We start from the raw sequence: 19976 nt of genomic DNA, 5'->3' as shown, positions 1-19976 counted from the left end.
ATTTTACCCTCTTTGATCCGCAACAATATGAATATCAATATACTTTGTTTGTCTCATAATTTCATTTACAATAGAGCCTTTTCGTATTTCTTCCCACCTTGTTCTTGCAGATTGTCCAAGTAAAATTTGCGTCACTTGTAATCTTCTTGCGACTTCAATAATAACATCCGCTGGTTTTCTCCCTTTCGCCTCTTCTAATACAAAACTCGCATCAAATTGATTGGTTAACGATTTCCACTCTTCAATCGTCTGCTTTTTTCCAGCTGAAATAGAATCTATATTTTCCCTCTCAACGTTTAATACGTACAATTCAGCATTTAACCGATCAGCCATGCGCCATCCCCGTCTTATTAATTTCTCCGCTGTTGAACTGTATTGTACACAAACGAGAATTTTTTCTTTTACGCCAATTGGTTCTATTACTGTTTGGCTAATTTTCTCGTCCATATCATCAGCAACTTCTCGAAGTGATAATTCCCTAAGTGCTCCTAAATTATTAAGTGTAAAGAAGTTTTGTAAGCTTTGCTGAATTTTTTCTTCTTTATATATCTTTCCGTCTATTAGTCTCTTCCTTAATACCTCAGGCGTTGCATCAACGAGCTGAATTTCATTTGCTTTTTGTAAAATAAAATCTGGAATTCGTTCTCTTACTTTTACATTCGTAATTTGAGCTACAATATCATGAACACTTTCTAAATGTTGAATATTAAAAGCTGATAATACCGATATACCAGCCTCTAACAATTCCTGCACATCCATATAACGTTTCTTATATTTAGAACCAGGAACATTACTATGAGCAAGTTCATCCACTACGACTACTTGCGGCGCGCGTTTTTTTATTCCTTCCACATCAAGCTCATAAAATACCTTTCCTTTATACTGTATTTCTTTTAAAGGAACTTTTTCTAAATCAGCAATTGCTTCTTCCGTCTCTTTTCTTCCATGCGTTTCAATTAAACCAATTACAATATCAATTCCATCTTTTTTCATTTCTCTTGCATCAAAGAGCATTTTATAACTTTTTCCTACGCCTGGAGCTGCTCCGACATATAGCTTTAACTTTCCGCGATTTTGCTGACGAATATATTCTAAATATTCCTCTGGCGTTCGCCTTTGAAACTTCGGTTCATAATCATCTGCATACAAAATAAACACTACCTTTCATTCGAAACAACGCTACCTCAATCCATTAGATTGAGGTAGCACTGTTACTATTTCATTAATTTCTGTAATGCCAAATTTAGCTTTAAGACGTTTACGCGGGTCTCTCCAAATAAACCAAGCGCAGCACCTTCTGTTTGATCTTTAATCAATTGATTAAGTTTTTCTTTCGGAATATTCGTTAATTTTGAGATACGATTCACCTGCACCGAGGCCGCCTTTGGACTAATATCAGGATCAAGCCCTGAACCTGAATTTGTCACTAAATCTATCGGTACTTCTGTAACTGGAACAGCTGGATTTTTTTCCTTCCAGTCCGCAATACTTTTCTCTACTCGCTTTGCTAAATCTGGATTAGATGGTGCATAGTTATTTGAACCAGATGCTTCAGCCTTATATTCAATACTAGAAACACGCCCTTGAAAATAACGTGGATCCGTGAAGTTTTGACCAATTAATTTAGAACCAATCACTTCATTTTTATCATTATATATTAGACTTCCATCCGCATTATCCTTCATCACTGCTTGTGCAATACCAGTAACAATAAGTGGGTATACAAGTCCACACAATACTAGAAATGTAAAAGTAATACGGATAATTGGTGATAGTATACTTTGTTTCTTCTCCATCTTTTTCCCCTCTTCCTTATATAAACAAGCCGACAATCATATCAATTACCTTAATTCCAATGAACGGAACGATAACTCCACCAAGCCCATAAATAAGTAAGTTTCGGCTAAGCAATGCATTAGAACTCATCGGTTTATATGCAATACCTTTCATCGCTAACGGAATGAGTAATGGAATAATAACAGCGTTAAATATTAATGCTGATAAAATCGCTGACAGTGGTGATGTTAATTTCATAATGTTCAATGCTTCCATTTGCGGAATCGCAAGTGTAAACATTGCTGGAATGATTGCAAAATATTTCGCTATATCATTCGCAATACTAAACGTCGTTAAAGCACCTCGCGTCATTAATAATTGCTTACCGATTCCTACAACCTCAATAATTTTCGTTGGATTCGAGTCTAGATCAATCATGTTGGCCGCTTCTTTCGCTGCTGTCGTACCACTGTTCATCGCTAATCCAACGTCGGCCTGCGCTAATGCCGGAGCATCATTTGTACCATCACCTGTCATCGCTACAAGTTTCCCTTTATCTTGCTCTGCTTTAATAACAGCAATTTTATCTTCCGGTTTACACTCAGCAACGAATTCATCTACTCCAGCTTCTTTTGCAATCGTTGCTGCCGTTAACGGATTATCACCTGTACACATAACCGTTTTAATCCCCATTTGGCGTAACTGTTCAAAACGCTCACGCATACCCGGTTTTACTGTATCCTTTAAATAAATTAAACCGTAAATACGATTATCTACTGCAACTACAAGTGGTGTTCCGCCCTCTTTTGAAATTAAGTCTGCTTTTTGATTTACATCTTTCGGAATTATTCCGCCTTGTGACTCAACCCATTCAATAACGGCACCTACAGCACCTTTTCTCACTTTCGTTCCGTCTTGTAAATCAACACCACTCATTCTCGTTTCTGCTTTAAACGGAACAAACTCACCTTGTTCTGCAAGTTCTCTATTATATGATATAGATTTTCCCTGCACATACTCGATAACAGATCGACCTTCTGGTGTTTCATCTAAAACAGAACTAATAGCGGCCCACTTTCCAACTTGCTCAATCGTTTCATTTCCTACAGGTAATAATGTATGAGCCATTCGATTCCCAAAAGTAATCGTACCTGTTTTATCTAAAATAATTGTATTAATATCGCCCGCAGCTTCTACTGCTTTCCCTGACATCGCTAACACGTTAAATTTTGTCACCCGGTCCATCCCAGCAATACCAATCGCTGATAGCAAACCACCAATTGTCGTTGGAATTAAACAAACTAATAATGCAACTAGCACAGCAGTATCAATTTGAAACCCTAAATAATTTGTAAAAATCGGCAACGTCACAACGACGATCAAGAAAATAAGAGTTAAGCTCGTTAATACTGTATTTAAAGCAATCTCATTCGGCGTTTTTTGACGAGCAGCTCCTTCTACTAAAGAAATCATTTTGTCGATAAATGATTCACCAGGATTACTCGTAATGACAATTGTAATTTCATCACTTACGACCATCGTTCCACCTGTTACGGAACAAAAATCACCGCCTGCTTCTTTTATAACAGGAGCTGATTCCCCTGTAATTGCAGATTCATCTACAGATGCTAATCCTTTGATTACTTCGCCATCATTCGGAATCATTTCTCCTTGTTTTACGATAACAACGTCACCTTTTGTAAGATCAGTTGCTGAAACTTGGACAATGTCTCCATTTTCTTTTACAATATTTGCAAACACATCTTTCTTCGACTGCTTTAAAGAATCGGCTTGCGCTTTACCACGACCTTCTGCTAATGCTTCTGCAAAATTCGCAAATAAAACTGTAAATAATAGAATGAGAGAAACTGTTATATTAAACCAACCTGGTATACTACTAGAATTACTTGGAAGAAAAGATAAAATGAACGTAATGATAAATCCAATTTCCACAACGAACATAATCGGATTCTTTATCATGACTTTCGGATTCAATTTCGCAACGGATTGCTTCATCGCATGTGTTACGATATCACGATCCATCGTTTTCGCTTGTCTAACTTCATCTTCTACAGCATGTATTTGTGACTCATTTAATTGTTTTTCTTTTACTACTACCGGTCTCATCATTTACCCTCCATTACTTCAATGTAAGAAATTCTGCAATTGGACCGAGTACTAACATCGGGAAGAATGTTAATGCACCGACAATTACAATTGTTCCAATGAAGATGCCACCAAATAAACTATTATCTGTACGGAACGTTCCGACTGTTTCTGGCACTACCGTTTTTTCTTTCAGCGAAGCTGCCACTGCTAGCATCGTAATTAAACTGAAGTAGCGTCCTAAAAACATAACTAAACCAGTCGTAATATTCCAAAACGGTGTATTATCTCCTAATCCTTCAAATCCAGATCCGTTATTCGCAGCTGACGATGTATATTCATATACAACTTGCGTTAAACCATGAAAACCGGAATGAGAGATAGCATCCGTCCCTAAATTTGTTGAAAGAGCTAATGCCGAAAATCCTAAAATGAGCAATGGATGAAATAAAATCGTGACCGCGATTAATTTCATTTCCTTACCTTCAATCTTTTTACCTAAAAACTCTGGTGTCCGTCCAACCATTAACCCAGATATAAACACCGCGATAATTGCATACATAATAATGTTTACAAAGCCTGCTCCAACGCCGCCATACACTGTATTTAACATCATATTTACAAGTGGAACTAGACCGCCAATTGGTGTTAACGTATCATGCATCGTATTAACAGCCCCAGTTTCAGCAGCTGTCGTTACTGTTGCGTATAGTGAAGAAAATACTGTTCCAAATCGTACTTCTTTCCCTTCTGTACTTCCTTGTACATGTTCGATACTCATTCCATTTAATGCCGGGTTCCCGTTTAGTTCAGATGTCGTAATCGTTATAAACCCTAGTAAAAATACCATAAATAGTGACACGAAAAGGATGCGACCTTGTTTTTTATTTCCTACCATTCGTCCGTACGTAAATGGAAGTGCTGTTGGTAATAACATCATAAGCATCATTTGCAAAATATTACTCATTTGTCCTGGATTTTCAAAAGGATGCGTAGAGTTTGCTCCGAAAAATCCACCGCCGTTATTTCCAAGTTCCTTAATGGAAACAAATGATGCAACTGGTCCACGTAATATACTTTGCTTTGCACCTTCAATCGTTTGTGCTGTAACCGCTCCATCTAACGTTTGCGGTACGCCAAGTGCGACAAAAACTAGTGCCGCAATAAATGCGATAGGAAGAAACACTCTCGTTAACGCTCTCGTAAAATCAACGAAAAAGTTACCAAGTTCTTTTCCAGCAAGTCCTCTTATAAAAGCCATAACGAGCGCCAATGTCGTTGCTGGTGCCGCAAACATTAAAAATGTAATCCCGATTAATTGTGATAAATAGGATAAACCATTTTCACCGCTATAATGCTGTAAGTTTGTATCAGCCATAAAACTAATCGCTGTATTAAAAGCGAGCGTAGGCTCCATCCCTTCAATATGCGCTGGATTTAGCGGCAACACACCTTGTAATCTGAAAATGAAATATACAATAACAATCATAAATCCGTTGAGTAAAACTAATGATAATGCGTACTGTTTCCACGTTTGATTGTATTCTTTTACACCCGTAATTTTAAAAATAAGTTTTTCAAAAGGCCCGAATACTTTATCTAGCATTTTGCTACCTTGAAAAGCTTTTTCTAAATAAATCCCCATTGGCTTTGCTACTAAAATAAACAAGAGCATTGTAATAATGACTGCAACCCAAATCATAATGAATGATTCCCCCCTAATTAAAACTTCTCTGGATTTAATAATGCATACACTAAATACACTGTAATTGCTGCGACAATAACTGATAAGACAATCATCATGATTGCTTTCCTTCTTTCACAACTTTATCTGACCAACTTGCAAGACTTGCCATTGATGCAACTAATAAAATAAAAATCCCGACCATTACAACATCTAACATAGCTATCCCTCGCTTCGTTTTTGTTAAAATTTACCATTTAAATGTTAAAAAAGAACACTGAGCTCTACTCAGTGTTCAAAAAATGAACAACAAAAAGTAAACCTCCTCTCTAAACGCTTACGAGGTTAGCTGTCGGATTCGGGCCTAAAGAGTAGCCCTACTTTCAAAACTGAAAGATTCACCCCAAGTGACGATGCACAAAATTGGTTCCCCCGCTCCATTTCTGGAACTCAGCGATTTTAGGTTTTTTTGGAAATTTTATGAATGATTTATGAGAGTAAATATACTCCTCTATATTTCACTTGTAAAGGGGTAAATTACTGAAAATAATAATATTTACATTCATTTAAACGCTTACATTGAAGATTATTACTATTATTTCATCTATTTTCTTTATTTCTCTTCTCTTTTCTTAAAAATGACCTTTTAAATATGAAATAAAAAGAGCGAATGAGATGAAGTGCATAGCTTGTTGCACTCAGCATTCGCTCTTTTTATTCAACCTTTATTCTCCTCGTAAAAATGCACGTAAATTTCTCCCGCGAATATAAACTTGTGCCAATTCTGCATGTAGCTGCTCATACTCGGTAATATCCACCTCTAAATACAAAGCATCTTTTGATGGTAATATAATATACGGCCCTGGAAAAAGGGGATCAATCTGAACCAATTCTTGAACTCGCTCTACCGATACTGCCCAACGATTTGCTATATCTCCAAGTAATAATACCTTCATCATTTCTTCCCCCGCCCTATTCAAAAAATAAAAAAGAAATATTATCACAATTTGTAAACACGACAAACTTAGCTCCAATTGTTTCATAGAGCCTCGCTGGATATCGTTTATTCCTTGTAACAACAGTAATAGGTGCTTGAAAAGAAAAGCGAATGTGTTCTGTGAAAAAACTAACGATTGGAAGCTCATCCCCTAGTAAAATCACCTTCTTAATACACTCACAAATACTAGTAAAGTCCTGCTCCTTACTGCAGCTATAAGTCCAATCAAACCCACAATTCCTAACTTCAGCCGCTATCTCTTCATTTGCTGTAAAAATAATTAACTCATGTTGAAATGATACTAGATCTCTTAAACTATCTACCTTACTTTCTTCTCCAACACAAATAAGTGTTAGTTCCATGTACCTCATCCTCCTTAGTATAAAAGAAATCAAACATAGATTGATATTCCCCTATACTAATCAGATCGATGAAGTGATGTATCCATCATGGCACCGTCCTCTCTCAAGACGCTTACGAAGTTAGCTGTCGGATTCGGACTTTGAGAGTAGCCCTACTTTCAAACTTGAAAGATTCACCCCTAGTGCCTACGCACAAATTGGTTCCTCCGCTCCATATAATTGGACTCAGCGTTTACAAAAAAATGTATTCTGGCTGATATATTACTCCTGTATTTTGAAAAAGTAAACAGAAAAAAAGCCAGTTATAAAACTGGCTTTTCACTTACCTATGCACGCGTTCTATTCACTTTATATGCAAAATGATTCGTCGGTCCATGGCCACTACCAATATTCAATGGCTCTTCAATTGCTATACTAATAAATCGTTTTGCTTCTTGAACAGCATCTTGAATTGAGTATCCTTTCGCAAGTCCTGCTGTAACCGCTGAAGCAAATGTACACCCACTTCCATGCGTTTGCTTTGAAGGAATTCGCTCGCTTCTAAACTCAATAAATTCTTCTCCATCAAAGAGGAAATCAATTACTTCATTACCTTGATATTCTGCATGTCCGCCCTTCATAAGCACATATTTAGCACCTAATTCGTGCAATACTTTTGCAGCTTCCTTACTATCTTCAACATTATGAATCTCCATCCCAGTTAACACTTCTGCTTCTGGGACATTCGGTGTTATAACAGTTGCTACTGGTAATAAATATTCTTTTAATGCTTGAACTGCTTCTTGCTGTAATAATGATGCACCGCCTTTTGCAATCATAACGGGATCTAGCACAATATTATTCCAGCCAAACTTTTTAATTTGTTCTGCAACAATTTGAATTATTTCACTACTAAATAACATTCCTAGTTTCACTGCATCTGGTGTTAAATCCGTACCAATTGAATTCAACTGTTCTGTAATACCTTCTAACGGAACAGGATATACCCCTTGAACGCCAAGCGTGTTTTGAGCAGTAATTGCCGTAATAGCCGTCATTCCGTATACACCAAGCTCTTGGAATGTTTTTAAATCTGCCTGAATTCCAGCACCGCCGCCGCTATCAGACCCTGCAATTGTTAAAGCTTTATTCACTTTCATCCCACTCATCCTTTTCTATCCAAAATAGCGATGATAAATCGTTTTTGCTTCGCTTATATCTTTCGTTCCATGTACGAGCACACGGCCATCTTTAAAGGCGACTAACCTCTTGTCTTCAATAGAAAATGATAGTAAATATGGATTTATATTTAAATCATTCACACGACCTTCCAACAACTCTTTATATTGTTCAAAATTCATTTCCTCTTTATGAGGTGGTCTAATTTGAACTGTATTTCGCCCGCATAAAACTGCTGTTTTTGATGTGTTCTCTTTATTTAAATACGGATATAATGCATTCTCTCCGCATGAAGGACAATTATGCTGGCGAAGCTTTTGCACATTCATACATGAATACTCATTCTTCCACATATCAAACGATACAAGCCCATCTCGAAGTGATTCGTAATCTTCTACTAACAGTTTAAGAGCTTCTGTTACTTGATGAGAAACGACAAGAGATACAGCAGGTGATATAATACCCGCTGTATCACATGTTGCCCCGCCAAGCGGAATCGACTGTAATAAACATGATAAACATGGTGTTTTACTAGGAAGGATTGTGTAAGAAAGACCGTAACTACCTACACATGCACCGTAAATCCATGGAATAGAATATTTTTGTGCTATATCATTCACAATAAAGCGTGTTTCAAAATTATCAGTCGCATCAATAATTACATCAACATTTGTAACAAGTTCTTCTAGCTCTTCAGCTGTTACATCTTGAACGAGAGCTTCTATTGTTACATCACTATTAATCTCTTCTAAACGTTTTTTAGCCGCTATAGCTTTTGGAAGATTATTCTTTACGTCGCTCTCTGCATACAATTGTTGTCTTTGTAAATTACTCCAATCTACATAATCACGGTCAACAATTGTTATCTTGCCAACACCTGCTCTTACAAACATCTCTGCATTTGCACTACCTAATGCACCTGCACCGATAATAAGCACATGCTTTTCTCTTATCTTTTGCTGTCCTTCTTCTCCAATTGGAGAAAATAGTTTTTGGCGAGAATATCGATTATTCAACTACGCTCATTCCTTCTAAAGGACTACTTGCCGTTGCACAACGCTTGCGTGCAATACGACCTGCTTCAAATCCTAAACGACCTGCTTCAATACTTAATTTCATTGCTTGTGCCATTTTAATAGGATCTTTTGCTCCTGATACAGCTGTATTTAATAACACGCCATCTGCTCCTAATTCCATTGCAAATGCTGCATCAGCTGGGCTACCAATACCGGCATCAACGATAACTGGTACTGTTGCTTGTTCAATAATGAAGCTCAAATTTAATGGATTTACAATACCAAGTCCTGATCCGATTGGAGATGCTCCTGGCATAATCGCATGCACGCCAAGCTCTTGTAATTTACGTGCTAATACAACATCATCAGATGTATACGGAAGTACGATAAATCCTTCTTCCAGTAACATTTCAGATGCCTTTAACGTTTCTACCGGATCAGGTAATAACGTTCTATCATCACCAATAACTTCTACCTTTATCATGTCACAAAGCCCAGAGGCTTTTGCTAATTTTGCAATACGAACAGCCTCTTCAGCGTTTTTTGCTCCTGCTGTATTTGGTAATAACGTATATTTTTTCACATCAAGTTTCTCTAATAAATTAGGTTGCTTTGCATCAAAGATATCCATACGACGTACTGCAAACGTTAAAATTTCAGCTTCAGAAACGTCAATTGCCTTTTGCTGTACGTCAAAATCAGGGAATTTACCTGTTCCTAATAAAAGTCTAGAATGAAATGAAAATGGTCCAATGTTTAACATAATCAACCGCCTCCTACGAAAGTTACAATCTCAATTTGGTCTCCATCAAAAACAGATGTATCTGTATGATCATCTTTTTGTAAAATATCTTTATTACGCTCTACTACAACAATTCTGTTATCTAACTCTAAATGTGTAAGTAGCTCAGCTACTGTTTTTACACTCGCTGGCACTTCAATTTGGTTACCATTAATTTTTAAATTCAAACTTCCATCCCCTTTCTAAACGCTTCTAGAAAGCAATGAATCTAGCAAATGATTCTCTTGCTTTCCTTCTATTAAATCGGCCATATATTGACCAGAAATAGGACTTAATAAAATACCGTTTCGATAATGGCCCGTGCAAGCATATAAACCTTTTATTTCTTCATGCTCTCCCATATAAGGAGCTTCATGATTCGATTGTGGGCGTAATCCTGCCCACGTGCTTTCCCATTCTGCTTCTTTTAAAGCTGGCAATATTGTATAAGCACGCTCTAATATAGAAGTTATACTTTCTGGCTGCACAGTTTTATTGAACGTATGTGGCTTCATTGTTGCCCCAATTACGTAACGTCCACCGCGCTTTGGAGTAATGTAAAATCTTTCTTGAAAAATAGGTGCTTTTAAAAGTTGTTTTCTACTTCTTACCGCAACCACTTCTCCCTTAACTGGATATGTACCCCAATCACGGTGAAAATAACCTAGTAACTTCGTGCTCCATGAACCACCTGCAATAACGACTTTCTCACATGTGACAATACCTTCACTTGTAATAACTCCAGTCACTTTATTATTTTCAATACGGATATCAAATACTTCTGCCTGTTCATATATATCAGCACCGGAAATTGCCGCAGAATGTGCGAATGCTTTCGTAAGCTCTGGTGCAATAACATGACCGTCTTTCGGATAATATACTGCTCCTATAATAGATTCGGATAGATATGGCTCTTTTTCCCGCACATGGTCTCCCGTTAGAAAATAAGAATCTTCACCTGTTTTCTGCTGCCAATCCATAATGTGAAGAATTCTTTCCTTCTCATCTGCATTTTGAGCAATACGATAAATTCCTTTTTCTTCATATCCAATATCAATACCCGTCTTTTCACGTAAAACTGCTGCAAGTTGTGGAAATATAGCACGGCTTTCTCTAGCAAGGTCAAATAGCGGGTCATATTCATCCCATTCTGCCTGCACCCCAAGTAAACCAGCGGCTGCTTTCGAGGCTTCAGATGCAATCTGTTGCTTCTCTACAATCGCTACTTTATGTCCTCTTTCTGCTAGAAAATGTGCAACTGAACTACCAATTACACCACCGCCAATTATCGCTACATCATACTTCTTACACATGTTTTTCCGCCCACTTTCTTATTGATTCCTTATAAGATTTCGCTTTGCTATACGGGTTACTACTACTTATAATCCCAGACATAACTGCTATACCACTTACACCGTTAGTAAGAACATCCACTGTGTTTTCTGGGGTAATTCCTCCAATTGCTGTAATCGGTATAGATAAACACCTTGCAATGTCTGAAATTTCTTCAAGCCCTCTCGCTGGCACACCTTTTTTACAATCTGTCGGAAATACATGGCCATAAACGAGTGAATCCGCTCCATTTTTAAAAGCTACTATTGCTTCATCTAGCGAATGCACAGAATAACCGACATGCAAATACGAAAACTTTTCTTTCACTGACTTTACATCTGTACTTCGATATCCTAGTTGAACACGAGGTATATTTAATAAAATTGCAATATCAATTCGATCGTTTATGACAATTTTAGAAGCCGGAAAGCCCTCCATTAATAGACTTTCCACACCTTCATATAATTCCTTCGTACTCTTCTCACGCTCACGAATATGCAAATAATCAATCTCACTCTCAATTTGCATCGCTACATTCACTAACTCTTCGAATGGCATATGGCCATTTGAGATTACGTGGAGCTCATTTTTCATATTCATTCGCCTACTTTAAAATATTTTCGAATAGTTCATCGGCTGGGACGGTTTCTTTCGTCATTCCTTTGTCCTTCAGCCACTTATTTTGTTTCTCCCAAGATTCTTTTGAATCTGATAAAAATGGCTCATCTTTCGTTTCCATCTTCTCTAATAAAATTTTCATACTTTCCTTTTCAACTTCTGGCACAAGTGGGAAGTTTTCTTTTTCTTGATGATTTAATAAAATATTCAATGCTTCATCTGGGTTTTTCTTCATGAAATCATAGCCCTTTTTCGTACCACGTAAGAAAGCTTGCAACGCTTCTTTATCTTTTTTCAACGTTTTATCACCTGTTACAAACACAAGCTCATGGTAGTTTGGTACTCCGTAATCAGCTGGATTAAAGTACGCTGGTTCATGGCCTTCATGACGCATAACAGGTACTTCATGGTTAATGTATGCCCCTGTTACCGCATCTACTTTCTTCGTAATTAATGCTGGTACTAAATCAAAGCCAACATCAACTACTTTCACTGTATCAGGATTACCACCAGCTTCTTTTACCATCGTTTTTAAATACATCTCACTTAAAGGTGTTCCAGAGTATCCTACTGTTTTTCCTTCTAAATCTTTCGGTGATCGAATGCCCGCTGATTTCAGTGATACAACATGATTTAATGGTGAACGTACGACAGCTCCAATTGATTTCACTGGAATTTGCTCATTCGCTCTCGCCATAACAACATCTGGCTGATAATACAAGCCAACTGTCACCTTCCCTGCTGCTGCCAGCGTTAATGGATCAGTCGGATTAGAAGGGAATTTAATATTTACCTTTACACCTTCTTCTTTAAAGTATCCTTTTTCAATTGCTGCATAGATAAAGCTATGTACCGCATTTGGATACCAATCTAACATGACTGTTATTTCTTTCTCTTTTTTACTTTTGTCTGATGCTGAATTACTCGAACATCCTGCAATTATTGCAATTAATAATGTAAACACAAAGATGCGCTTTAAAAATTTCATGAATACTTCCTCCAACTAATGAATTTCTTTTCTAATATGGAAATAATTACGACGAAGAAAATAGCTAATAATGATAACAATACAATAGGTGCAAATACGCCAGCTCCATCTAACTGCGTCATCATTCTCTTACTGAAATATCCAAGCCCAGCTTGTGCACCGAGCCATTCTCCAATTGCTGCTCCGATAACACTAAGCGGAACTGCAATTTTTAAAGCTGAGAAAAAATAAGGAAGAGCAGATGGCAACTTTAATTTGAGAAAAATATCTCTTTTTGTTGCTCCATATGTAACTAAGAGCTCCTCCCATTCTTTTTTCGTACTACGCAGTCCATCATACGTATTGACCGCAATTGGGAAAAACGTAATTAAAACTGTGACAACAACCTTACTCCAAATTGTGTATCCAAACCATAAAACAAATAGCGGAGCAAGCGCAGTAATCGGAATCGTTTGTGAAGCAACTAATAATGGATAAAATGCTCTCTCCATCCATGTACTCGCATTCATTAACATCGCTAGCCCTACACCTAATACGATAGAGATAACAACACCTATTAAAACGACGTATAACGTTGCAGGTAAATGAACTGTAAATAATATGTCTTTTAGTTTCCATATCTTCATTACAATCGCAGAAGGTGACGGTAAAATGTACATCTCATCTACAATTCTTGCTCCTATTTCCCACACAGCTAGTAAAATACTAGAAAGTGTAATAGCAGGAACTAATTCTTTCAATCGGTTCATCACACAAGTACCTGCCTTTGTAACATACTAAGAAGCTCATCTTTCAGCGCTAATACTTCCGGTTTATATAAATCTTTTCGTGTTCTGTTATGATCAAGCGGTACAGTCCGCTCAGTCAAAGTCGTTATCGGCTGCTGTTCCACTACTAAAACTCGGTTTGAAAGAAATAACGCTTCTTCAACATCATGAGTAATGAATAAAATTGTTTTTTCCCACTCTTGCCATTGTTCAAACAACCATTCTTGCAAAGAGGTCTTCGTTAAAGCATCCAACGCACTAAATGGTTCATCTAACAGCAATATTTCCCCGCCTGTTAATAAAGTTCGAATAAAAGATACACGTTGTCTCATACCACCAGATAAATCTTTCGGATATTTTTTCTCATACCCTTGCAAACCAAATTTATGTAACAGTTCCTTTGCCTTTACTTGTGCTTCTTTCTTCTGTACACCTTGGCACTCTAGCGGCAGGGCAGCATTCTCAATAATTGTTCTCCACGGCAAAAGCATATCTTTTTGCGGCATATATCCTACAGGATGGTGCTTTGTTTCTGTCAGTTCTATCTGTCCAGTACTTACCTTTTCTAGACCTGTAATAAGGCGAAATAAAGTACTTTTCCCACATCCACTCGGTCCGATAATACTGACAAACTCTTTCTCATGTATAGAAGCATTTAATTCATGGATGATTGGTTTCTCATCGTAATGAAAAGAAACATTATGAAACTGTAGTATGTTCTTGCTCCTCAAATCCCCACATCTCCTTACGATAGGACATATCCCAGAATAAATATTCAAATCGACTGGAATATAAGAAAATCTCCTCTAATCTTTCTAGTTCTGTCTCAGACTTTCCAACTGCCATTTTATTTAATAAATCTATTAACCAAATACACAGATTACCGTATTCTTCCGAACTATATCCTTGAATCCACTCACCAAAAAACTCATGATCTCTTGCTCCAGGAATATCATTTAAACGCTTTCCAATTTCCCAATAGCTCCACATACATGGAAGAAGCGCTGCTATTAATTCCGCAAGTGTGCCATTTTGAGATACAGACATCATGTAATTTGTATAAGCTAAATTTTTAGCAGATGGTTTCGCAGACTCTATCTCCTCTATAGAAATTCCAAGTCTTTTTGCATATTGTTTATGGATTGTCATTTCGCCATTTAATATTCCATCAATTTGTTCAGCGAACTTTCCCATTACTTGTGGATTCGTTGCTTTTACAACACCAATCGCATATAACTTTGCATAATCTAGCAGATATAAATAATCTTGAATAATATAATACTGGAATTTATCTTTTTCTAACGTGCCATCTCCCATACCCACTACAAACGGATGATTATGACTCATCTCCCAAACCGGTTGCACAGTTTCTAATAATCTATCGCAAAATTTCATTTCTCTATCCCCTTTCAATATATGTATCTAAATAAAAAACCACTTCTATATATAAGAAGTGGTTACAGCAAATAAAGTTATACATTTATTCGATGTTCCACTTCCCTTCGCTAGTATTACCTAGATCAGGTGTTGTAAGGGTTAAGGATTATTCCTCTCTCAGCAAATCAAGCACCCCTAGTGGTTTCAATATGAAATTTTTAAATAAAAAAGCCCCGTTTCTATACGCAAAGAAACGGGGACTCATTGTTAGTGTCCGAATTGCTTCCCTACGCTAGCATAATCTAGATCAGGTAATAAAAAGGATCAAAGGCTTACGGCCTACTCTCAGCTGGCAACACCAGCTCTCCTAGCAAACTATAAAATTATCACTGTCAGTATAACACCCTAATAAGACATCATCAACTTTTTTAATTTTCTTAATTATCAACATAATATCAAAGTTATACAATACATACATTCTATTTTAGAAAATAAAACCCCAATTAATTGCATAAGAAGGAATCATTATCCTCAAAAAATTTATTTTTATATTGATTTCATATTACATTTATGTGAATACACCCACTATATTATATCTTTATACTATAATAAAATTACAACTATACAACTAGAGGAGGTCTCTATTCCATGAATATGAAAGCTACTGCTTTAACAGCAACTACTGTAGCGATTGCTTCTTTACTTCCTTCTATGGGTGAAACAAATGTACAAAAAGCAAACGCTGAACAATTATCTAATATTAAAACTGGGTATGTCAAAGTCGATCAAGTAGCATTACATACAGAAGATAACGTAAAAAGCACATCAATTGATACAATTCGCTTTAATACAAAAGTGAACATCCTTGAAACAACTAATGAGTGGTATAAAGTATCTGTTCATAATAAAGTAGGTTATGTACAAAAAGATACTATTTTACTAAAAAACAAACTTCATTCTAATGATCAATACATCGTTAATGCTAATGCATTAAACGTTCGCTCTGAACCTAATTTAGAATCTTCCATTTTAGATGTATTACCAAATGGCAAGTTTATTACCGTTCAAGAAGATCAAGGCGAATGGTATAAAATATCGCATAATGGCCAAACAGGTTACGTACAAAAAGCATTCATCTCTAATGGTTCACAACCCTTAGTAAAAGGAATCACCGTTCAAAATAATACAAAATATACTGTTGCAACACCTAATCTAAATGTACGTAGCAACGCTAGTACAAGTAGCGCTCTACTCGGTTCATTACAAAACGGTACACAAGTACAAGTAGTAGAAACTGTAGGAACTTGGTATAAAATTCGTTTTGGCACAGGATACGGATATGTAGCAAAACACTATGTAGTACAAAATCAACCACAAGCTAAAACAGATCAACCTTCATCAATTCCAGCTGCTTTCAAATTCCCTGCTCAAGGAAGAATTAGCTCAACCTTTGATATACGCTGGGAACAAATGCATTATGGTATAGATATTGCCGCTCCAGGAAACGTCTCTATCCAAGCTGCTGCTGCAGGTAAAGTTGTGAAATCTTATTATTCAGCTAGCTATGGCAATGTTGTTTTCATTGCGCATCAAATCAATGGGAAATTATATACAACTGTTTATGCTCATATGAAGGATCGCACTGTACAAGCTGGTGATCAAGTACAAACTGGACAATTAATAGGTCATATGGGAAACACAGGTCATTCATACGGGCAACATCTTCATTTTGAATTACATAATGGAGAATGGAATTTTGAAAAAACAAATGCAGTAAATCCACTGCCATATTTAGTTAGGTAAATTGTATGCCACGCAATATACCTCTTATAATTGAATACGTAGCCTTTTTAGGTTTAATCTGCTGTTTAATCATTTACAATACAAACATTGTATTTTTATCTATTATTATTGCTTTTGTTGCATTAGAAATTATGATGGAATCATTTCAAGTGCAACTAAAACAAAAAATTGCCCATATTTATAATGCTATATTTCTTTTGAGTGCTCTCATAACAAATATAATTAGTAATGGCTTTTATTTATCTACTGTATTTCCAGTATTCTTTATGGCTGTTTTATTATTTGTAGCTAGATATATTAATGTCCCTTATAAACAAAAACAAGAACAAGAAGCTTAGAAAGAGGAGACACTGTGTACCAATCTTTCAAAGATACTCCAATAAAATACATATTGAATTTGTATAAGAAAGCCAATAATTTTTTTGGTATACAAGGAAGTTATACTGAACAACTTCTCCTATATGGAATGTTGTTTCTTGTCTTAATCACTTTCTCCTTGTTTTACTAACAAAAAAGGATCTCACATAAACTGGAGATCCTTTTTAATTTATATTAATTTTTCATATCGAAAATATTGTTTATCCACAAGCATATTTTTCATAAATAAAGCTCAGATTATATTTTTTCTCTAAGCTCATTCGTTGTTCGTCATCGCACCAATAGAAAAGAATATCATGAATCGTTGCGTAACGCTTATTTTTAAGAAATAGCCTAAAGAATGATGGTAAACAATCATGTAATTGTATAAATATATAATTGCGTAGTGTTTCTTCTTTATATTCAATGCCCTTACAAATATACAGTAATTCTTCACAATAATATGCATGCTGTGGAACTTGTATCATTTCGAAAAATGGCACATAAGATAGTAGCTTTCCAATAAAATGACCGTATCGATCCATTACTCCTATCGTCATATGCTCCATCATTTCTTTCATCACATATAAATAATCATCTACATGCGTTGTCTTTAATGGGTCTAAGCGATCGGAAATTTGAGATAATACAGCTCTTTGACATGCTAAAACTGCCTGACTAGGTCCATAATATGATAGGAAATCTGTACACTTACGATATTTCCGTAATAAATCATGTGTATACAAATCATATACAAAAGTATTACAATACATTGCTAAACTCATCATATCACTATTTAATTGCTCTTTTGATAATGATTTCGCTCTCTTGCACATATAAAAGAATGTAAATTCCAATACTTCTTTATGAGATAATAAATGTTTACAATCGGTTATACACTTCTCATTAAATTTAACTCTATCCCAAATTTCAATATCCCTATCTGTCAATTCACCTATACGATATTTAATAATTAAATAATTTAAAGCAACTGATTGCGTCAAAAGATCCCATGTTTCATATTCCAATGAAGTATGAACAAACTCAGCTAATCCTTGCGCTATCATAAAATCATTTGCCTCTTCATACCAACCAATCTCTTGGCATAAGCGAAGAATACGCACTAAAGTTGGAATTTCATCTTTATGAAACTGCGGTAATTTCTTTGCTTTATTCATGCCATATACGATAAATGCCGCTAAATTTTCTTCTTTATAAAATTCTTTTTCTTTCCATACTAATATAGTTCGTTCTTTCCCCTCACCTTTTGGGTGACAAGGTACAAGCAAAGAAAATAATTCAGCGAAATTATTTGGTTCTATATATGTATCTGTAACCAAATTCCAATTTGGATCGCCCTGTACAGCCTTCATATAATTCCCCTTCCCTTTTCATCTATGTAGGAAATATTAATTTATTATCGCACCACTAAAAATTAATATTGTTATATTCAAAATTCCTCATAATACTTATATCTATCAGTATATCATCTTTTCTCTTATTAAAAATGAAGAATAACAAATTAAAAAAAACTGTCGAAATTATTAACCGTATCCTTATTATATAATGTCTCAGATACATCACGCTAACATATTAGTTTAATCCATATATGCTAGAATAATGTATCTGAACTTTATATATAATTTAGCTCTTTATGAGTGACCATTAGACTCTCGGTTAATTAAAGTTTTAATTTACTCTGTATGCTCTGAGATTTCGCTCAAGGCAAATCCAGCTTGATCATCTGCTGATTCCCTTATAGCTAAATCTCCTAGTGCTAACATGCCAATAAGTTGACCACTATCAACTACTGGTAATCGTCTAATTTGATGCTGTGCCATTAGCTCTGTAGCTTTTTCAATAGAATCATTTGGAGAAACTGAGATAATATTTGTTGTCATTACATTTGTAATTTTATTAGATCCAGGATGTTTTTCAGCAATCCCTCGAACGACTAAATCACGATCAGTAACAAGCCCAACAACTTGCTCATTTTCAACAACTGGAATTAATCCAACTGATTCTTCCTTCATTTTAACAGCTGCCTCATATACATTGTCTAGCGGTGTACAATGTACAATATGGGTACTCATTAAGTCTCTAACTCGTGTCATTATTTATTTCCTCCTTTTTATACATACCATAGCTTTTCCAAAATTCCTTTATTTATTTCTGGAAAGTAACGCAATAAAAAGGATTAACAAAATAAAAAAGAGCCAGCATAATGCTGACTCTTTTTTGTATGACCCGTACGGGATTCGAACCCGTGTTACCGCCGTGAAAGGGCGGTGTCTTAACCACTTGACCAACGGGCCATGGCTCCGCAGGTAGGACTCGAACCTACGACCGATCGGTTAACAGCCGATAGCTCTACCACTGAGCTACTGCGGAATAATATATGGTGGGCCTAAATGGACTCGAACCATCGACCTCACGCTTATCAGGCGTGCGCTCTAACCAGCTGAGCTATAGGCCCATATACTTTACAGGGGCAGTAGGAATCGAACCCACACTGGAGGTTTTGGAGACCTCAGTTCTACCTTTAAACTATGCCCCTAAATGATGCCGGCTAGAGGACTTGAACCCCCAACCTACTGATTACAAGTCAGTTGCTCTACCAATTGAGCTAAGCCGGCATAAAAAAAATGGTGGCTCGGGACGGAATCGAACCGCCGACACGAGGATTTTCAGTCCTCTGCTCTACCGACTGAGCTACCGAGCCAACATAAATGGCGGTCCCGACCGGGGTCGAACCGGCGATCTCCTGCGTGACAGGCAGGCATGTTAACCACTACACCACGGGACCATTTGGTTGCGGGGACAGGATTTGAACCTGCGACCTTCGGGTTATGAG

At 36.4% G+C, this 19976-nt stretch carries 22 protein-coding genes, 7 tRNA genes and 4 riboswitches; of the genes, 2 read left to right on the top strand and 27 right to left on the bottom strand.

The genetic code is table 11. From position 1 onward, the window contains the following. Positions 1 to 3: 3 nt before the first annotated feature. From kdpDN to tenA, 18 genes are all read right to left on the bottom strand, one after another. Positions 4 to 1158 (bottom strand): KdpD-like non-kinase potassium sensor, encoded by a 1155-nt coding sequence (kdpDN, locus tag GBN78_RS06405; RefSeq protein WP_001999108.1) that lies wholly within the window; start codon positions 1156 to 1158, stop codon positions 4 to 6. 56 nt (positions 1159 to 1214) lie between these two features. Then, positions 1215 to 1796 (bottom strand): K(+)-transporting ATPase subunit C, encoded by a 582-nt coding sequence (gene kdpC, locus GBN78_RS06400; protein ID WP_000412596.1) that lies wholly within the window; start codon positions 1794 to 1796, stop codon positions 1215 to 1217. A 16-nt stretch (positions 1797 to 1812) separates the two neighbouring features. Further along, positions 1813 to 3903: a potassium-transporting ATPase subunit KdpB gene (gene kdpB, locus GBN78_RS06395; protein ID WP_152127085.1), complete on the bottom strand. Its 2091-nt coding sequence runs from the start codon at positions 3901 to 3903 to the stop codon at positions 1813 to 1815. Between the two features lie 13 nt (positions 3904 to 3916). Continuing rightward, positions 3917 to 5584, bottom strand: coding sequence for a potassium-transporting ATPase subunit KdpA (gene kdpA, locus GBN78_RS06390; RefSeq protein ID WP_000638319.1), 1668 nt, complete (start codon positions 5582 to 5584; stop codon positions 3917 to 3919). Between the two features lie 20 nt (positions 5585 to 5604). Next, positions 5605 to 5682 carry a K(+)-transporting ATPase subunit F gene (gene kdpF / locus GBN78_RS06385; protein WP_223153441.1) on the bottom strand — a complete coding sequence of 26 codons (78 nt, stop codon included), beginning with the start codon at positions 5680 to 5682 and terminating at the stop codon, positions 5605 to 5607. Continuing rightward, entirely contained in the window at positions 5682 to 5786 is a 105-nt protein-coding gene (locus GBN78_RS06380) for a SipW-dependent-type signal peptide-containing protein (RefSeq protein ID WP_000887894.1), read from the bottom strand. Before GBN78_RS06380 ends, kdpF begins: the two co-directional genes overlap by 1 nt. A gap of 100 nt (positions 5787 to 5886) precedes the next feature. Beyond that, a riboswitch (cyclic di-AMP (ydaO/yuaA leader) is annotated at positions 5887 to 6032 on the bottom strand. A 259-nt stretch (positions 6033 to 6291) separates the two neighbouring features. Then, positions 6292 to 6525: a hypothetical protein gene (locus tag GBN78_RS06375; RefSeq protein ID WP_152127083.1), complete on the bottom strand. Its 234-nt coding sequence runs from the start codon at positions 6523 to 6525 to the stop codon at positions 6292 to 6294. A 13-nt stretch (positions 6526 to 6538) separates the two neighbouring features. After that, positions 6539 to 6925, bottom strand: coding sequence for a hypothetical protein (locus GBN78_RS06370; protein WP_000424067.1), 387 nt, complete (start codon positions 6923 to 6925; stop codon positions 6539 to 6541). Between the two features lie 93 nt (positions 6926 to 7018). After that, positions 7019 to 7166: riboswitch (cyclic di-AMP (ydaO/yuaA leader) on the bottom strand. Positions 7167 to 7251: 85 nt separating this feature from the next. Then, positions 7252 to 8064 carry a bifunctional hydroxymethylpyrimidine kinase/phosphomethylpyrimidine kinase gene (gene thiD, locus GBN78_RS06365; RefSeq protein WP_000867377.1) on the bottom strand — a complete coding sequence of 271 codons (813 nt, stop codon included), beginning with the start codon at positions 8062 to 8064 and terminating at the stop codon, positions 7252 to 7254. A gap of 15 nt (positions 8065 to 8079) precedes the next feature. Continuing rightward, the gene (gene thiF / locus GBN78_RS06360; RefSeq protein WP_152127081.1) at positions 8080 to 9099 is read right to left on the bottom strand and encodes a thiazole biosynthesis adenylyltransferase ThiF; all 1020 of its coding nucleotides are present in this window, start codon (positions 9097 to 9099) and stop codon (positions 8080 to 8082) included. Further along, positions 9092 to 9862 carry a thiazole synthase gene (gene thiG, locus GBN78_RS06355; RefSeq protein ID WP_000931981.1) on the bottom strand — a complete coding sequence of 257 codons (771 nt, stop codon included), beginning with the start codon at positions 9860 to 9862 and terminating at the stop codon, positions 9092 to 9094. Before thiG ends, thiF begins: the two co-directional genes overlap by 8 nt. A 2-nt stretch (positions 9863 to 9864) precedes the next feature. Further along, the gene (gene thiS / locus GBN78_RS06350; protein WP_001049502.1) at positions 9865 to 10068 is read right to left on the bottom strand and encodes a sulfur carrier protein ThiS; all 204 of its coding nucleotides are present in this window, start codon (positions 10066 to 10068) and stop codon (positions 9865 to 9867) included. A gap of 15 nt (positions 10069 to 10083) precedes the next feature. After that, positions 10084 to 11193 (bottom strand): glycine oxidase ThiO, encoded by a 1110-nt coding sequence (gene thiO / locus GBN78_RS06345; RefSeq protein WP_000335182.1) that lies wholly within the window; start codon positions 11191 to 11193, stop codon positions 10084 to 10086. Then, entirely contained in the window at positions 11186 to 11806 is a 621-nt protein-coding gene (gene tenI, locus GBN78_RS06340) for a thiazole tautomerase TenI (protein WP_000787169.1), read from the bottom strand. Before tenI ends, thiO begins: the two co-directional genes overlap by 8 nt. A gap of 10 nt (positions 11807 to 11816) precedes the next feature. Next, on the bottom strand, positions 11817 to 12818 hold the full coding sequence (locus GBN78_RS06335; protein ID WP_000670418.1) for an ABC transporter substrate-binding protein: 1002 nt from the start codon (positions 12816 to 12818) through the stop codon (positions 11817 to 11819). Beyond that, positions 12815 to 13567: an ABC transporter permease gene (locus GBN78_RS06330; protein ID WP_001080856.1), complete on the bottom strand. Its 753-nt coding sequence runs from the start codon at positions 13565 to 13567 to the stop codon at positions 12815 to 12817. The genes GBN78_RS06335 and GBN78_RS06330 overlap by 4 nt, the downstream gene beginning before the upstream one ends. Further along, positions 13567 to 14316, bottom strand: coding sequence for an ABC transporter ATP-binding protein (locus GBN78_RS06325; protein WP_001256793.1), 750 nt, complete (start codon positions 14314 to 14316; stop codon positions 13567 to 13569). Before GBN78_RS06325 ends, GBN78_RS06330 begins: the two co-directional genes overlap by 1 nt. Continuing rightward, entirely contained in the window at positions 14285 to 14980 is a 696-nt protein-coding gene (gene tenA, locus GBN78_RS06320; RefSeq protein WP_000666830.1) for a thiaminase II, read from the bottom strand. Before tenA ends, GBN78_RS06325 begins: the two co-directional genes overlap by 32 nt. Before the next feature lie 85 nt (positions 14981 to 15065). After that, positions 15066 to 15169: riboswitch (TPP riboswitch) on the bottom strand. Positions 15170 to 15229: 60 nt separating this feature from the next. Beyond that, positions 15230 to 15341: riboswitch (TPP riboswitch) on the bottom strand. A 269-nt stretch (positions 15342 to 15610) separates the two neighbouring features. Here tenA and GBN78_RS06315 point away from each other — a divergent pair. After that, positions 15611 to 16765 carry an SH3 domain-containing protein gene (locus GBN78_RS06315; RefSeq protein WP_001056034.1) on the top strand — a complete coding sequence of 385 codons (1155 nt, stop codon included), beginning with the start codon at positions 15611 to 15613 and terminating at the stop codon, positions 16763 to 16765. 5 nt (positions 16766 to 16770) lie between these two features. Continuing rightward, complete coding sequence (locus GBN78_RS06310; protein ID WP_001137821.1) at positions 16771 to 17103, top strand: hypothetical protein; 333 nt, start codon at positions 16771 to 16773, stop codon at positions 17101 to 17103. A gap of 240 nt (positions 17104 to 17343) precedes the next feature. Here the strand turns inward: GBN78_RS06310 and GBN78_RS06305 are convergent, their stop codons facing one another. From GBN78_RS06305 to GBN78_RS06265, 9 genes are all read right to left on the bottom strand, one after another. Continuing rightward, positions 17344 to 18495, bottom strand: a complete 1152-nt coding sequence (locus tag GBN78_RS06305; RefSeq protein ID WP_000648912.1) for a DUF3965 domain-containing protein — start codon at positions 18493 to 18495, stop codon at positions 17344 to 17346. A 321-nt stretch (positions 18496 to 18816) separates the two neighbouring features. Further along, positions 18817 to 19236 carry a CBS domain-containing protein gene (locus GBN78_RS06300; RefSeq protein WP_000199010.1) on the bottom strand — a complete coding sequence of 140 codons (420 nt, stop codon included), beginning with the start codon at positions 19234 to 19236 and terminating at the stop codon, positions 18817 to 18819. A gap of 129 nt (positions 19237 to 19365) precedes the next feature. Next, a tRNA-Glu gene (locus GBN78_RS06295) sits at positions 19366 to 19437 on the bottom strand. Between the two features lies 1 nt (position 19438). Continuing rightward, positions 19439 to 19513, bottom strand: a tRNA-Asn gene (locus GBN78_RS06290). A gap of 8 nt (positions 19514 to 19521) precedes the next feature. Beyond that, positions 19522 to 19598 (bottom strand) — tRNA-Ile (locus GBN78_RS06285). A gap of 10 nt (positions 19599 to 19608) precedes the next feature. Beyond that, a tRNA-Trp gene (locus tag GBN78_RS06280) sits at positions 19609 to 19679 on the bottom strand. Positions 19680 to 19685: 6 nt separating this feature from the next. After that, positions 19686 to 19758, bottom strand: a tRNA-Thr gene (locus tag GBN78_RS06275). Positions 19759 to 19768: 10 nt separating this feature from the next. Further along, positions 19769 to 19844 (bottom strand) — tRNA-Phe (locus tag GBN78_RS06270). An 8-nt stretch (positions 19845 to 19852) separates the two neighbouring features. After that, positions 19853 to 19928: transfer RNA gene (locus GBN78_RS06265), tRNA-Asp, on the bottom strand. Positions 19929 to 19976: the final 48 nt, after the last annotated feature.

The sequence above is a fragment of the Bacillus sp. B2-WWTP-C-10-Post-4 genome, from assembly GCF_009183805.1.
In the GTDB taxonomy this organism is placed as follows: domain Bacteria; phylum Bacillota; class Bacilli; order Bacillales; family Bacillaceae_G; genus Bacillus_A; species Bacillus_A cereus.
The sequence above is the reverse complement of the archived record's forward strand: the minus strand, read 5'-3'. Positions and strand labels throughout refer to the sequence as shown.